The 14,196-nt window shown below is 65.7% G+C and carries 12 protein-coding genes; 8 read left to right on the top strand and 4 right to left on the bottom strand.

The genetic code is table 11. From position 1 onward, the window contains the following. Positions 1–4: 4 nt before the first annotated feature. A complete protein-coding gene (locus V6M50_RS15290) occupies positions 5–1,942 on the bottom strand; it encodes a M61 family metallopeptidase (protein WP_332819433.1) in 1,938 nt (645 codons plus the stop codon). Between the two features lie 94 nt (positions 1,943–2,036). Here V6M50_RS15290 and hisS point away from each other — a divergent pair, with 94 nt between their 5' ends. From hisS to V6M50_RS15325, 7 genes are all read left to right on the top strand, one after another. Then, on the top strand, positions 2,037–3,293 hold the full coding sequence (hisS, locus tag V6M50_RS15295; RefSeq protein ID WP_332819434.1) for a histidine--tRNA ligase: 1,257 nt from the start codon (positions 2,037–2,039) through the stop codon (positions 3,291–3,293). A gap of 118 nt (positions 3,294–3,411) precedes the next feature. Further along, positions 3,412–4,479, top strand: a complete 1,068-nt coding sequence (gene prfA / locus V6M50_RS15300) for a peptide chain release factor 1 (RefSeq protein WP_332819435.1) — start codon at positions 3,412–3,414, stop codon at positions 4,477–4,479. After that, positions 4,472–5,296: a peptide chain release factor N(5)-glutamine methyltransferase gene (gene prmC / locus V6M50_RS15305; RefSeq protein ID WP_332819436.1), complete on the top strand. Its 825-nt coding sequence runs from the start codon at positions 4,472–4,474 to the stop codon at positions 5,294–5,296. The genes prfA and prmC overlap by 8 nt, the downstream gene beginning before the upstream one ends. Positions 5,297–5,570: 274 nt before the next feature. Beyond that, positions 5,571–6,416 (top strand): DUF4167 domain-containing protein, encoded by an 846-nt coding sequence (locus V6M50_RS15310; protein WP_332819447.1) that lies wholly within the window; start codon positions 5,571–5,573, stop codon positions 6,414–6,416. A gap of 109 nt (positions 6,417–6,525) precedes the next feature. Next, the gene (locus tag V6M50_RS15315) at positions 6,526–7,884 is read left to right on the top strand and encodes a DUF4139 domain-containing protein (RefSeq protein ID WP_443030530.1); all 1,359 of its coding nucleotides are present in this window, start codon (positions 6,526–6,528) and stop codon (positions 7,882–7,884) included. A 10-nt stretch (positions 7,885–7,894) separates the two neighbouring features. Continuing rightward, positions 7,895–9,475 (top strand): DUF4139 domain-containing protein, encoded by a 1,581-nt coding sequence (locus V6M50_RS15320; protein WP_332819438.1) that lies wholly within the window; start codon positions 7,895–7,897, stop codon positions 9,473–9,475. Between the two features lie 17 nt (positions 9,476–9,492). Beyond that, positions 9,493–11,079 carry a DUF4139 domain-containing protein gene (locus tag V6M50_RS15325; protein WP_332819439.1) on the top strand — a complete coding sequence of 529 codons (1,587 nt, stop codon included), beginning with the start codon at positions 9,493–9,495 and terminating at the stop codon, positions 11,077–11,079. A gap of 7 nt (positions 11,080–11,086) precedes the next feature. Here V6M50_RS15325 and V6M50_RS15330 read toward each other — a convergent pair whose 3' ends face one another. Continuing rightward, complete coding sequence (locus tag V6M50_RS15330; RefSeq protein ID WP_332819440.1) at positions 11,087–11,488, bottom strand: acyl-CoA thioesterase; 402 nt, start codon at positions 11,486–11,488, stop codon at positions 11,087–11,089. Beyond that, entirely contained in the window at positions 11,478–11,786 is a 309-nt protein-coding gene (locus V6M50_RS15335) for a hypothetical protein (RefSeq protein WP_332819441.1), read from the bottom strand. Before V6M50_RS15335 ends, V6M50_RS15330 begins: the two co-directional genes overlap by 11 nt. A 123-nt stretch (positions 11,787–11,909) precedes the next feature. On the opposite strand from V6M50_RS15335, the gene V6M50_RS15340 reads away from it, so the two are divergent. Continuing rightward, positions 11,910–12,335 carry a CBS domain-containing protein gene (locus V6M50_RS15340; RefSeq protein WP_332819442.1) on the top strand — a complete coding sequence of 142 codons (426 nt, stop codon included), beginning with the start codon at positions 11,910–11,912 and terminating at the stop codon, positions 12,333–12,335. Here V6M50_RS15340 and V6M50_RS15345 read toward each other — a convergent pair. Continuing rightward, on the bottom strand, positions 12,320–13,852 hold the full coding sequence (locus V6M50_RS15345) for a lipopolysaccharide biosynthesis protein (RefSeq protein ID WP_332819443.1): 1,533 nt from the start codon (positions 13,850–13,852) through the stop codon (positions 12,320–12,322). The two genes, V6M50_RS15340 and V6M50_RS15345, sit on opposite strands and share 16 nt — an antisense overlap. Between the last annotated feature and the right edge of the window lie 344 nt (positions 13,853–14,196).

The following is a 14,196-nucleotide window of genomic DNA, read 5'->3' on the forward strand; positions in this document are numbered from 1 at the left end:
TCTTTCACAGCTGGCGGCGCGGCGCCAATAGCCGATCGAACCAGTCGGGGCCACTGGCACTTTTTTCGAGGTGCGGCCAGCGCAGCCCGCCGTGATAGTCGATCTCGATCTGGCGATAGCGCCCGCCGCGCTCGACGAGCAGCCGCACCGGCGTCTTGCCGTCGGTCGCGGCGCGAATCGCGCTTTCGAGGCGGTCCTTGCTATAGCTGGTGCCGTCGACCGCGACGATTTTCGTGCCGTTGACGATGTCGGCGCGGAACGCGGGGCCGTCCCACAGGATCGCGCCGGCGATGCCGTCCTTGTCGACGGTCAGTCCCAGCGAATGGGTGAGGTCGAGATTCTTTGCCTGCGCCATGCGGTCGCGGTCATAGACATTGGGGGCATCGCGCCACACCAGCCGGTATCCGGCGCGCTCGATCCCCGCGACGGGGGCGGCCTGTCCCGGATTCTGGAGCCTTTCGCGCAGGAAGCTCGCCCAGTCGTAAGGATGGGCGGCGTTCAGCGCGGCGACGACATCGTCGAAATCATAAGTGTTCTGGCCCCAATCGCCCTCGCGGCCGCCGAAAAAGGCGCGCGCGAAATCGTCGAGGCTTTTGGCGTTGTTCGTCGCGCCGCGGATCAGCATGTCAGCTTCGAGCCAGACGAGCGATCCTTCGTTGTAATAATCCTCGCCGCGCGACCAGCTGGCGAAGGGCTTGGGCTTGCGCGCCGCGATGACCGGGTCGAGTGTCGTATCTTCGACCGAGCGCCAGCTGCGCCCCGGCTGGGCGCTGTAATTCGCCGCGTTGGTCGCCCATTCGGCGAGCACCATATCCTTCGACTGCATCCCCGACCGGCCGGCGAGGACGAGGTCCCAGAAACTCGTCTGGCCTTCATAGACCCACAGCAGATTGTCCTGCATCGGCGTGCGATAATCGGGGGTCCATAATTTGTCGGGGCGGCGATACTTGCCGTTCCAGCTGTGCGTCAGCTCGTGCGGCAACAGCCCGCGTTCGCTGTCATTTTCGTCCCATTCGGTGAAATAGTCGGGATTGCGGCTGTTCTCGCTGCTGCGATGATGCTCGAGCCCGATGCCGCCGAGATCGTCGCTGAGCGCGAGCAGGAACTCATAGCGGTCGAAATGCCGCACGCCGAACAGCGCGACGGCTTCGGACACCAGCGCGGCGTGGCGCGCGATATGGTCGGGGGTGGCCGCCAGATATTTGGCCTCGTCGGCGACGACGTTCAGCGTGACATTCTGGCCGAGGTCCCATTTGCGATAATATTTCCCCGCGAACATCGGGCTGTCGACCAGCACCTCATAATTTGTCGGCGCAAAACTGTAGCGGTTTCCCGATACCTTCAGCCCGTCGAGCGCCGCGGCGCCGGTCCAGCCGTCGGGCAGCGTGACCTCGAGCTGCACCGGGATCGCGCGGGTGAAATAGCCCGCGGGATACAGGCTGACCTGTTCCCATTGCAGGTTCATCATCGCCGGGGTGACGACGACGCGGCCCTCGCTGGTGCGCGTCGGCGACAGGAAGTCGAAAGCGACGTCGATGCTCTTCGCGCCCGCGGGCACGTCGACATCGAAGGCATAGACGTCGGTCGGCTGGCGCGTCCAGGTCAGCGGCTTGCCGCCGGCGCTAGCCTTGAAGCCCGCCACCTCGGCGATCGCGCCGCGCGGGGCGTGCTTGCCGGGCAGCCATTCGGGGTAGAGCAACGTCAGCTTGCCCGACTTGGCGACGGGAATTGTCTGGCGAACATGAAAGATGCCGCGCGCAAAGTCGGTCGCGTCGACCTTGAGCTGCATCGTGCCCGGATAGGGCTTGTCCGCGGGCAGCGGGATGGTCAGCGGCTGGACGACCGGTTGCGGGCGGCTGTTGCCGTCTTGTGCCAACGCGGTCGGGGCATAAGCGACGGGGGCGGCGATCAGGGCCGTTGCGGCGAGCAGTGCAATTTTCATGGCGGTTTCTCTGCCGCCAAATGTCCGCAACGTCCAGCCGCCGCTCTGCAAGCGCACTTTGCCTTTCGACCAAAAAGCATTAGACGCCGCCGCCATGAGCAAGGACAAATCCGCCAAAATCCCGACGCCGCAGGCTGTGCGCGGCACCCAGGACATGCTCGGTGATTTCGCCGACCGCTTCGCGCATGTCGTCGACACGTTCGAGCGGGTGCGCCGCCTCTATGGCTACAAGCGGATCGAAGTGCCGGTGATCGAGCCGACCGCGGTGTTCGCGCGCTCGCTGGGCGAGACGACCGATGTCGTGTCGAAGGAAATGTATTCGTTCGAGGACCGCGGCGGCGAATCGATCACGCTGCGCCCCGAATTCACCGCGGGCATCGCGCGCGCCTATATCACCAACGGCTGGCAACAGTTCGCGCCGCTGAAGGTCGCGACCCACGGTCCGCTGTTCCGCTACGAGCGCCCGCAAAAGGGGCGTTATCGCCAGTTCCACCAGCTCGACGCCGAGGTGATCGGCAGCGACAGTCCGCTTGCCGACGCCGAACTGCTGGTGTTTGCCGATCAGTTGCTCAAGGAGCTGGGCATATCGGAAGGCGTGACGCTGACGCTCAACACGCTCGGCGATGCCGAGAGCCGCGACGCGTGGCGCGCGGCGCTCGTCGAGCATTTCGAAGCGCATCGCGGCGATCTGTCCGAAGACAGCCTCGCGCGGCTCGACAAGAACCCGCTCCGCATCCTCGACAGCAAGGACCCGAAAGACCGCCCGATCGCCGACAGCGCGCCCGACATCGACGCGTTCCTCACGAGCGAGGCGCAGGATTTCTTCGGCGCCGTCACCGCCGGCCTCGACGCCGCGGGCGTCGCTTGGGAGCGCAATGCGCGGCTCGTGCGCGGACTCGACTATTATCGCCACACCGCGTTTGAGTTCGTCACCGACCGCTTGGGTGCGCAAGGCACGGTGCTCGGCGGCGGACGCTATGACGGGCTGATCGAGGCGCTCGGCGGGCCGCCGACGGCGGCGGTTGGCTGGGCGGCGGGGATCGAGCGGCTGGCGATGTTGGTCGCCGACGATGTGATCGACAATCGGCTTGCCTTCGTGATCGCGGTTGAGGACGATGGCCAACTGGCACTCGCGATGAAGACGCTCGCGGCGTTACGCAATCGCGGCTTTGCGACCGAAATCGTCGCAAGCGGTTCGCCGCGCAAGCGTTTCGACAAGGCGGCGAAGATTCCTGCGCGAGCGCTGATTGCGATCGGTACGCGCGATGGCGTCTCCTACGCCAATATGCGTGGCGACGACGAGTTGACGATTGTGGCCAGCCAGACCATTCGCACGCTGGAAAATAGCTGATGTTCTATTCGTCGTCATCCCCGCGAAGGCGGGGATCCCGCTTTCGACCCTCGCGTTGCCAAGCCGCCCCCAAGCGGGATTCCCGCCTTCGCGGGAATGACGAGGTTAGGGCAATCGCATGACCAACGTTTCCGAAAGACAGATCGACGCCATCATCGAACGCCACGCCGCGTTGCAAGCGCGCATGGCGACGGGCGATATGGCGCCCGCCGATTTCGTTGCGGCGTCGAAGGAGTTCGCCGAGCTCGAACCCGTCGCGACCGCGGCGCGCGAGGTCGTGCGGCTGCGCGGTGAAATCGTCTCGCTGAACGAAATGCTCGCCGATCCCGAAATGAAGGCGATGGCGGCCGAGGAAATTGCCGCGGTCGAGGAGGCGCTGCCCGCCGCCGAGCACGATCTCGCACTCCAGCTGCTCCCCAAGGATGTCGCCGACGAACGCGCCGCGATGCTCGAAATCCGTGCCGGCACCGGCGGCGACGAGGCGGCGCTGTTCGCGGGCGACCTGCTGCGCATGTACAGCCGCTACGCCGACGGGCAGGGCTGGAAGGTCGAGGTCATCTCGGCGAACGAGGCCGAAATGGGTGGTTACAAGGAAGTCGTCGCGTCGGTGACGGGGCAGGGCGTCTTCGCCAAGCTCAAGTTCGAAAGCGGTGTGCACCGCGTCCAGCGCGTCCCCGCGACCGAAAGCCAGGGCCGCATCCACACCAGCGCCGCGACCGTCGCGGTGCTGCCCGAGGCCGAAGAGGTCGATGTCGCGATCAACGACGGCGACCTCAAGATCGATATTTACCGCGCGAGCGGCGCCGGCGGCCAGCACGTCAACACGACCGACAGCGCGATCCGCATCACCCATATCCCGACCGGCCTCGTTGTGATCCAGCAGGATCAGCGCAGCCAGCACAAGAATCGCGCGAAGGCGATGCAGGTGCTGCGCGCGCGGCTTTACGACCTCGAGCGCGAGAAGATCCACAGCGCCGAGGCGTCGGCGCGCAAGTCGATGGTCGGGTCGGGCGACCGCTCCGAACGCATCCGCACCTATAATTTCCCGCAGGGCCGCGTGACCGACCACCGTATCAACCTGACCCTCCACCGCCTGCCCGAAATATTGGAAGGCGCGATGGACGAGCTGATCGACGCGCTGATCGCCGAGGACCAGGCGCAGCGGCTGGCGGGGCTGGGTGACTGACGTCGCCTTCGCGCTGCGCGATGCGGCGCAGCGGCTCGCGGCGGTGTCCGACACCGCGCGCCTCGATGCCGAACTCTTGATGGCGCACGCACTGGGCGTCGAACGACAGGCACTGCTGCTCGACCCGGCGCGATTCGATGTGCCGGCCGCCTTTGCCGGGTTGATCGAACGGCGAATGAAGCACGAGCCCGTCGCCTATATTGTCGGCTATCGCGATTTCTGGACGATCAGGTTGATCGTGGGCCCCGGCATGCTGATTCCGCGGCCCGACAGCGAGACGCTGATTGAGGCGGCGATCGATCATTTCGACACCGACAGTCCGGATCGCATACTTGATCTCGGAACAGGGCCCGGCACTTTGCTCCTCGCCGCGCTGGCCCAATGGCCCGCGGCGCACGGATTGGGGATCGATGAATTGGAGAAGGCGGTCGCTTGCGCCGAGGACAATGCGAGCGACCTCGAAATGGACGAGCGTGCCCGATTTCGCGTCGGCGATTGGGCGACAGGGCTCGACGGCCAGTTCGACCTAATCCTCTGCAATCCGCCCTACATCGCGGACGATGAGGCGCTGATGCCCGACGTCGCCGACCACGAGCCGCCGGGCGCGCTGTTCGCCGGTCCCGACGGTCTCGACGACTATCGCCGCATCATCCCCGAACTGCCGCGCCTTTTGGCGCCGGGCGGCATAGCCATCCTTGAAATCGGGGCAACGCAGCATATATCGGTAAGCGGGCTCGCCGAAACAGCGGGCTTTTCGGTCGCATGCCGCCAGGATCTGGCAGGACGCGACAGGGCGCTGTTGCTAACCCGCGCCTGACGCGTCTCGCAAGAATTCGCTTGGTTTCGACCGCAAAGCGCGGTAGGGGCGGCTCACAGGCCTGATCAGGGTCCCTTTGGCGATGCAAAGCATCGATACTGGTCCGGCGGGTCTGCTTCCCACTTACGATGCTGGTGTTGGGCCGTGGGGTCCGGCGCAGGCGGTAAAGGGCAAGGACCGCGCAAGAAGCGCGGGCACGACGCGCAAATGGCGCGGTCGGCCAAAAGGGGTTGGCATAGCTTATTAGCTTATCGACAGGATGTCTCAGTTGAACATGAACAACCGGCAAAGCGGTCGCCGTCGCGGCCGCAACAACAACAGCAACAACAATAATAGCAATCGGTCGCAGTCCGGCGGACGCGGTGGCGTCGACCAGGCGAACCGCATCGACAGCCGCGCGCGCGGTAACGGTGCCCAGATGATCGAGAAATATCGCAACCTCGCGCGCGACGCGCAGCTTGCGGGCGATCGGGTCCAGACCGAATATTATCTGCAGTTTGCCGATCATTATTTCCGCGTCGTGAGCGATTTTCGCGCCCGGCAGGAAGAAAAGAACGCCCAGAACGGGCAGGAACGCAGCCACGACCGTAGCCGTGAAATTCGCGGCGTCGAAGATTTCGACGGCCATGACGACAGCGATCTCGACATGGATACCGACCGCGGCGACAGCGACAATGACGGTGAGCGCGGTGATCGGAACGACCGCAGCGACCGGAGTCAGCGCGAGTCGCGCGGCAATCGCGATACGCGCAGCGACCGCGACGACGACAATCGCGGCAATCGCCAGCCGCAGGACCGGGTGAGCCGCGATCGCGACGAGGACCGGAGCGACGCACGCGACCGTGACGACAGTGGCAATGGTGAAACCACCGGGGAAGAAGCCCCCGCGCCGCGCGCCAATCGCCGCGGCCCGCGCCGTGCCCGTCCGGTCGAAGCCGATGTTGGCGACGATGGCGGCAACGCCGGGATCGACAGCGCCGCGCTGCCGCCGGCGATCGGTCGCCCCGAACGGAGCGTCGACGTCGATACGGACGCGGCCGACGAGGCGCCGGCCGCCAAGCCGCGCCGCGCGCGCCGCACGCTCGCGACGCGCACCACCGGGGTCGAAGCCGCCGAATAGGCGCCGCGATTTCGCGCTAGCCTTTGATCGGGACATGACATAGCCTCCCCGCGGGAATATCGGCGGGGAGGTGATTATGCGCGCTTTGGCAATGGTTTGCGTGCCGGCAATGTTGGCGGGCGCATCGGCGGGCTTTCCCGCGGCCGCACAGGATGGCGCGGCCGGCAACGCCCAGGGCGATGTCGCGGTCACCATCTATAACAATGGCCAGTCGCTCGTGCAGGACGACCGCCAGCTCAGCGTCACGGGCGGGCGCAATCGCATCGAATTTCCCGACGTGTCGGCGCGTATCCGCCCCGAAACGGTGACGCTGTCGGGTCCCGGCATCGCCATCGTCGAACAGAATTTCGATTTCGACCTGCTCACTCCCGACAAGCTGATGGACAAGGCGGTCGGCCAGTCGATCACCCTCGTCCGCACCAACCCCGCGACCGGCGCCGAACGCACCGAGCGTGCCAAGGTGCTCGCCGCCAACGGCGGCATCGTGCTGCAGATCGGCGAGCGGATCGAGGTGCTGCGCGACGACGGCCTGCCCGTCCGCGCGGTGTTCGACCGCCTGCCGCCCAATTTGCGCGCCCGCCCGACGCTGTCGGTGACGGTCGATGCCGCCAATGCCGGCACGGTCCCCGCACGCCTCTCCTACCTTACCCCCAACCTCGGCTGGACCGCCGACTATGTCGCGCTGTTCGACGCGGCGAAGGGGGCGATGGATATTCAGGGCTGGGTGACGCTGACCAACAGCACCGGCACGACCTTCGCCAACGCGCGCACCTTGCTCGTCGCGGGCAATCCGGGCGGGGGCGGCGGTTTCCGCCAGATGACGGGGGCGATGGACAGCGCCGGGACCGAAAGCAACAACCGCGAACGGCTCGGCGACTATTATCTCTATCCGCTCGCGCAGCGCACGACGATCGCCAACGCGCAGCAGAAACAGGTGAGCTTCCTCGACGTGAAGGGCGCGCCCGCACAGTCGACCTATGAATATGTCAATCGTTGGCTGGGCAGCAGCAACGACCCGGTGAGCACCGCCAGCGTGCTGCGCTTTTCGACCTCGCGGCAGGGCGGGCTGGGGGACCAGCTGCCCGCCGGCACGATCCGCGTCTATATGCGCGACGCGCGCGGCGACCCGCAGTTCATCGGTGAAAACCGCATCGACCACACACCGATGGGGTCGGCGATGTCGCTGCGCACCGGCGATGCGTTCGACGTGAAGGTCCAGACGACGGTCGTCTCGCGCACGCGCAAGGGCGATTCGCGCTGGGTGACCAAGATGAAATATAGCGTCACCAACGCGCGGCCGGGGCCGGTGACGGTGCTGGTGGGGCAGGACGGGCTTTATGGCGATGTCCGCATCAGCGACGAAAGCCTGAAGGGCGAGCGCGTTTCCGCCGACCGCGTCGAATGGCAGGTGCCGGTGCCGGCGAACGGCAAGGTCGAATTGACCGCCACGTTCGACACGCGTTACTGAGCGCCGCGCGATGCGGGCCGGGCCCCTGCTGGCGTGGGTAGCGGCGCTGCTGGCGCCGCTGCCGGTGCTTGCGCAGACACCGCCGATCGTGATTTCCGCGAAGATCGACGATGCCGCGGTCACCGTCTATCGTGCGCCGTCGCGCGGCGGCGGGCCGATCGATCCGAACTGGCCGCAAGGCTTTGCCTTCATCACCGAAACCCGCACCGTGACGCTGCCCGCCGGGACGGCGGTGCTGCGATTCGAGGGCGTGGCCGAAGGGCTGCTTCCCGAAACCGCGGTGGTGAGCGGGCTGCCGGGCGGGGTGATCGAAAAGAATCGCGACGCGCGGCTGTTGTCGCCGGCGGGGCTGGTCGACGCCTATCTCAAGCGCAGCGTCAGCTTGCGGCGCACCAACCTCGCGACCGGCAAGGTCGTCGAGCAGGAGGCGGTGATCCAGGCGGGGCCGAACGGCGGCGTCATCGTCCAGACCGCGGCCGGGGTCGAGGCGCTTGCCTGCTCGGGGCTTCCCGAACGGATGCTCTACCCCCGCGTGCCCAAGGATTTGTCCGCCAAGCCGACGCTATCGGTGCTGGTCGAAAGCAAAGCGGCGCGGACGGTGAAGGTGCAATTGCTCTATCTGGCCGAGGGGTTCGACTGGGCGGCCAATTATGTCGCAGATCGCGGCGCCGACAGGAAGACGCTGGGCATGACCGGCTGGATCACCGTCGCGAACGGCGGGGTCACCAGTTTCCCGGGGGCGCAGCTCAACGTCATCGCGGGCCGGCTGAACAAGATGTACAGCCCGCCGCTGCCGCGCAGCACGCCCGGGCCGCTGATTCTCAAATGCTGGCCGATGGATATCACCAGCACGCACCCCTTGTGGGAACTGCCGCCGATCATCGAGTTCGAGCAGCGTTACGACGAAGATGCCGCGGCCGAGGTGGTTGTGACGGCGCGGCGTCGGGGCGGTTTTTCCCGTGCGATGGCGGCGCCGGTGGCCGCTCCGGCACCGCCGCCCCCGCCGCCTCCGCCGCCGGCCGAGGATCTAGGCGACCTCAAATTCTATCGCATCCCGTTTCGCGTCGACGTGTCGGCAAAGGGGCAGAAGCAGGTCGCGTTGCTGGCGAAGGACAAGGTCGCGGTCGAACAGCTTTATGCGGGCACCTTATACATCAACGGGTCGCCGCAGCCGCTGACGATGCGGCTCCGCGTCCAGAATCGCGAATCGGACGGGCTGGGGTTGGCGCTTCCCGCCGGCACTGCGGCGGTGTTCGAGAGCATCGGCGGGCAGCGCCTGCTCGTTGGCGAAGCACCGATCGGCGACAAGGCCAAGGACGAACGCGTCGATTACGACATCGGCCGGAGCCCGGCGGTGCAGTTTCGCGCGGAGATCAAGGATCGCGACGCCAAGGGCGAATTTCAGACGTGGGAGGTCCGGCTGACCAACGCGCGGCCCTTCGACGCCGAGATCGAGATGCTGATCCCCTTTGCGATCGATCCCGAGCCGGTGGATTGGGAGCGGCGCGGGACCAGCTGGGTGTGGCGCGTGCGGGTGCCCGCCAACGACAGCCTGATCCAGACTTTCCGGCAAAAGCTGAAGAACGGGTGAGCCAAGGCGCGAGTCGCGTGCGGACGGCTTGGGCGTTCGCGGTGCTGGCGCTGTGGTCTGCTTCGAATCCAGCGTGGGCGAACGACTCGCCACCGATCGTGCGGTCGGTGGCGATCGAAGATGTCGCGGTCACCGTCTATCGCGCACCGGACCGGTCGTCGGTCGGCATCGATCCCGACTGGCCCGAAGGCTTTGCTTTCATCAGCGAGACGCGCAAAATAGCCTTGCCGGCCGGGACGGCGGTCGTGCGGTTCGAGGGCGTGGCCGAAGGACTGCTGCCCGAAACCGCGGTGATCGGCGGTCTTCCGGATGGGGTGATCGAAAAGAATCGCGATGCGCGGCTTTTGTCGCCCGCGGGACTCGTCGACGCCTATCTGAAACGCCGCGTGACGCTACAGCGCACCGATCGCGCGACCGGCAAGCCCCGCCGTCAGGATGCGATCATCCAGGCCGGTCCCAACGGCGGCGTCCTGGTGCGGACCGCGGACGGCTATGAAGCGCTCGGCTGTTCGGGGCTGCCCGAACGGATGATGTACGGCGGCGTGCCGAAGGATTTGTCGGCAAAGCCGACGCTGTCGGTGCTCGTGGTCAGCGACCGGCCACGGACGGTGACGGTGCAACTGCTCTATCTGGCCGAAGGGTTCGACTGGGTGGCAAATTATGTCGCCGATCGCGGCGCCGACGGAAAAACCCTCGCGATGACGGGCTGGATCACCATTGCCAACGGCGGGGTTACCAGCTTTCCCGGCGCGCAACTCAACGTCATCGCCGGCCGGCTGGAAAAGCAGGCGAGCGCGGGAGCGCCCGAAAGCGATGCCGGGCCGCTGCGGCTCGAATGCTGGCCGATGGACATCACCAGCACGCATCCGCTCTGGACATTGCCCGACGTGATTCCGGTGCGCGGAACCCAATATGGCTATCCGGAGGAAATCAGCGACGCGATACTTGTCTTGGCCCAGCGGCGGTCCCAGCCCCTGATGGACGTGCCGATCGCCGTGTCGGTCATCAACTCGGACTATCTGGCGAAGCCGGAGGATCTCGGCGACCTCAAATATTATCGCCTGCCGTTTCGCACCGACGTCGCGGCGAAGCAGCAGAAGCAGGTGGCGCTGATCGTGCAGGATCGCGTGACCTATGAACTGCTCTATTCGGCGTTTGTCGGCATGTCGAACCCGAAGCGCTTTCGGCCGGCGGGCATCCTGATGCGGCTGTGGAATCGCAAGTCCGACGGGCTGGGCCTCGCCCTCCCCGCGGGCGAGGTCGCGATTTTCGAGGAGGTCGGCGGCCGCCGGCTGCTGGTCGGCGAAGCGTTCGCGGCGGACAGGGCGGTTGACGAGCGCATCGATTTTGAAGTCGGCGCCAGCAGCGGCGTCCTATATCGCGTCGTCGAAACAACCGACCGCGAGGCGAAGCGGCGCGATTGGGAGGTGACGATCACCAATGACCGCACCGTCGATGCAGACGTCGAACTGTCGATCCCTTTCGCGCTCGATCCCGTACCCGAGGGAGCGGAGCGGCGTGGCAGCAGCTGGTTCTGGCGCGTGTCTGTGCCCGCAAACGACCGCCTTATTCTGACCTTTCGGGAAAATATGAAGGGCGATTGATTGCCGGTCAGACGGGTGGCAGCGGGCGCGGTCTGTGATTCTCGTCGAGCGCGACGAAGGTGAACACGCCCTCGGTCACTTTCACCTCATTCTCGCCGCGATCGCGCGTCGCGATGACTTCCAGCCGGATGGCGAGCGAAGTGCGGCCGCGCCGTTCGATATGCGCGTAGATCGAGATGATGTCGCGCAGCAGGATCGGCGCGATGAATTCCATCGTCTCGATCGCGACCGTCGCGACCGCGCCCTGCGCCTCGCGCCCGGCGACGATGCCACCGGCGATGTCCATCTGGCTCAGCACCCAGCCGCCGAAGATATGGCCGTTGGCGTTGATGTCGGCGGGGCGCGGGACGACGCGCAGGATCGGGTCGCGCGGGCAGTCCGAAGAAGAAGGGGCGGGCTTATCGGTCATGGTTCATATCCGGGTCGTTTTCGAAAGGATCCTCGATCGCCTCGTCGTGGCCGCTGCCGCTCGACAGGAAGACAAGCCCCATCAAGGCGCCGCCGAGCAGGACCGACAGGCCGACGCCCGCGGCGGTGGCGATCATCATGTGGATGGTCAGCGCTTCGCCCATGGTGAAGCGCAGCCAGCCGAGCGCGCCGACGACGGCGAGCAACGACACCAGCGCCATGCCCCGCATCAGCCGGCGATAGCGTGCCCAGGCGATCTTCGACGTGTCGCTGTTATCGAGTGGGGAGCGTTTGACCATGGCGGCTTCCATGAACCAAGCGGGCGCCAAGGCCAAGCGCGAATGGAACGGCAGCCGTTTCGGCTTTGCCGCGAATCATGATAGGCTTTGTCTTCCAGAGAATCGGCATGGGAGCGGCATGGAATGACGATCGGAGCGATCCTGCACGGGCGCACGGGCCCGGTAATTTCGGCGCGAAAGGAAGACACGGTTCGCGCGGTGCTCGACCTGCTCGCACAGCACCGCATCGGCGCGGTGCCGGTGATGGAAGGCGAGGCGATCGTCGGCATTTTTTCCGAACGCGACCTTGTCCGCCTCATGTCCTCCTATGGCCCCGAGGCGCTCGACCGCCAACTCGACGAGGTGATGACGAAATCGCCCGTCACCTGCGATCCGGGGACCGCGGTCATGGGCGCGCTGTCGCAGATGACCCAGCGCCGGATCCGCCATCTGCCCGTCGTCGAAGGCGGACGACTCGTCGGATTCATATCGATCGGCGACCTCGTCAAATATCGCATCGACCGCATCGAGGCCGAAGCCGCGGCGATGCGCGACTATATAGCGTCCTGAGCGGCGACCTCGGCGGCCGGCGGCTGGCGGCGCAGTACCAGCCTTATCACCTCGGCGATCGCCTCCCGCTCGAGCAGCCAGAGCAGCGCGCCATAAAGCGCCACGCCCAGCGCCACGAGCGCCGCGAGTCGCACCGGCGCCGTGAGGCCGAGCGGCGTGATCGCCTCCGAGGCAAAGCCGACCCCGATGGCCATCACCAGCGCCGGCGCGAGTCCGGGCAGCATCGCGCGCGCAATATCCCATAGGGTCACGCCGATCAGCGGCGCCGACAGGCGCGCGGTGACGAGCAGCAATAACGGCGCCGCAACCAGCCACGCCCACGCCATGCCGATCAATCCCCATTGCGCGCCCACAAGGAAAGCGGCCGGAAAGAGAAGCGCGCCGCTCATCGCCGAGACCATCGAGATCGACGGCTTGCCGAGCGCGTTGGTGACGGGGGCGAAGAGAATCTGCACCGTCATCAGGATCAGCGCGAGCGAGATGAGCTGGATATAGGGCACCATGCCGAGCCATTTGGCGCCGAACAATGTCTCGATCATCGGCCCCGCGACGACCGCGAGCCCGCAATAGAAAGGCGCCGCGACGAGCATCAGCAGCCGCACCGTCTTGAGGAAGCTCCAGCGCACCGCGGCCATATCGCCCTTGATCCGCGAATAGGCGGGAAAGGCGACCTCGTTCAGCGGCGGCACGAACTTGGCCATGAATATCTGCGCGAGGAACAAGGCCTCGGCATAAAGGCCGAGCGCATGCGCATCGAATCGCGCGCCGGCGATGAAGATGTCCGACTGGCTCTGCACCAGCCAGAAAAGCTGGCTGAACAACACGGCCGAACCGAATCCGATGATCTGTCCGCAGCCTTTGAAGTTGAAGCTGGGCCAGACGAGAAGCCGCGCCACCAGCGTCAGCCCGATCGCGCGCGTCCAGAACATGGCGATCGGCGCATAGACAAGCGTCCACACGCCATATCCCGCGAGCGCGCAGGCGAGGGCGGTGCCCGCGCCTGCGAGCGCCGCGAGCAGATTGACGATCGCCTGGCGCCGGAAATCGAGCGCGCGGCTCATCATCACCTCGGGCAGCGCGATAAAGGGCGTCGCGAGGAACATCAGCGCCTGTACCCGAAGCAGGTCGGCGACCATCGGCTGGCCATAATAGGCCGCCGCGAACGGCGCGCCGAAGAACTGGATCGCGGCGAGCAGCGCATTGAGCAGCAGGAGCAGGCCGAACGCCTGCCGGATTCGGAACGGATCGACCGAATCGGATTGTACGAGCGCGCTCGCGAATCCCCAGCCGTTGAGGAAGGCGAGGAACGACAGAACAACCTGAGTCATAGCGAAAAGGCCATAATCCGACGGTTCGAGCAGTCGAATCACGAGCAAAGTCGAGGCCCAGGTGATGATCTGCGCGAGGATCTGGCTGCCCGAACGCCAGATTACGGCGCTGCGGACACGGCTTCCAAACGCCTCGGCGCTTTCGCCATTCGTGCCAATACCCTTGAATTCTGCGCTTTCGCTCACCATTTCGTCCTTCTGGCCTCGGGGTCTCCCGGCGTGTCGAACAACTTTTGAAACAAAATTGCAAAAAGGTTGTTGACGCGAATCGGAGAGGGGCTTAGAGGCCTGTTCACCGGACGGGGCGCGGCGGAAAACGCCACGCTCCAGCCGGTCGCCAACAGATACGGACAGATGTCCCCCGATAGCAATAGCGGGGAACGACAACTGTCCGCTGTTTCTTGTCGGTGGCTCTTTGAAATTGTGATTGTCGATGAAGGGACATGTGGGCGGCGGCCCTGGGTCTTGCAGCTTTAAGGTGCAAGGTGCTCAGGATAAAAAGCCAAGCCTGACCTACATGTCTTACACGTTTC

Source organism: Sphingopyxis sp. (assembly GCF_036675685.1).
GTDB lineage: Bacteria > Pseudomonadota > Alphaproteobacteria > Sphingomonadales > Sphingomonadaceae > Sphingopyxis.

Coding starts and splice junctions, on each gene's coding strand:
- V6M50_RS15290 (WP_332819433.1), bottom strand. CDS start 1,942: ATGAAAATTGCACTGCTCGCCGCAACGGCCCTGATCGCCGCCCCCGTC.
- V6M50_RS15345 (WP_332819443.1), bottom strand. CDS start 13,852: ATGGTGAGCGAAAGCGCAGAATTCAAGGGTATTGGCACGAATGGCGAA.
- V6M50_RS15330 (WP_332819440.1), bottom strand. CDS start 11,488: ATGACCGATAAGCCCGCCCCTTCTTCTTCGGACTGCCCGCGCGACCCG.
- V6M50_RS15315 (WP_443030530.1), top strand. CDS start 6,526: ATGTTGGCGGGCGCATCGGCGGGCTTTCCCGCGGCCGCACAGGATGGC.
- V6M50_RS15335 (WP_332819441.1), bottom strand. CDS start 11,786: ATGGTCAAACGCTCCCCACTCGATAACAGCGACACGTCGAAGATCGCC.
- V6M50_RS15340 (WP_332819442.1), top strand. CDS start 11,910: ATGACGATCGGAGCGATCCTGCACGGGCGCACGGGCCCGGTAATTTCG.
- V6M50_RS15310 (WP_332819447.1), top strand. CDS start 5,571: ATGAACAACCGGCAAAGCGGTCGCCGTCGCGGCCGCAACAACAACAGC.
- hisS (WP_332819434.1), top strand. CDS start 2,037: ATGAGCAAGGACAAATCCGCCAAAATCCCGACGCCGCAGGCTGTGCGC.
- V6M50_RS15320 (WP_332819438.1), top strand. CDS start 7,895: ATGCGGGCCGGGCCCCTGCTGGCGTGGGTAGCGGCGCTGCTGGCGCCG.
- prfA (WP_332819435.1), top strand. CDS start 3,412: ATGACCAACGTTTCCGAAAGACAGATCGACGCCATCATCGAACGCCAC.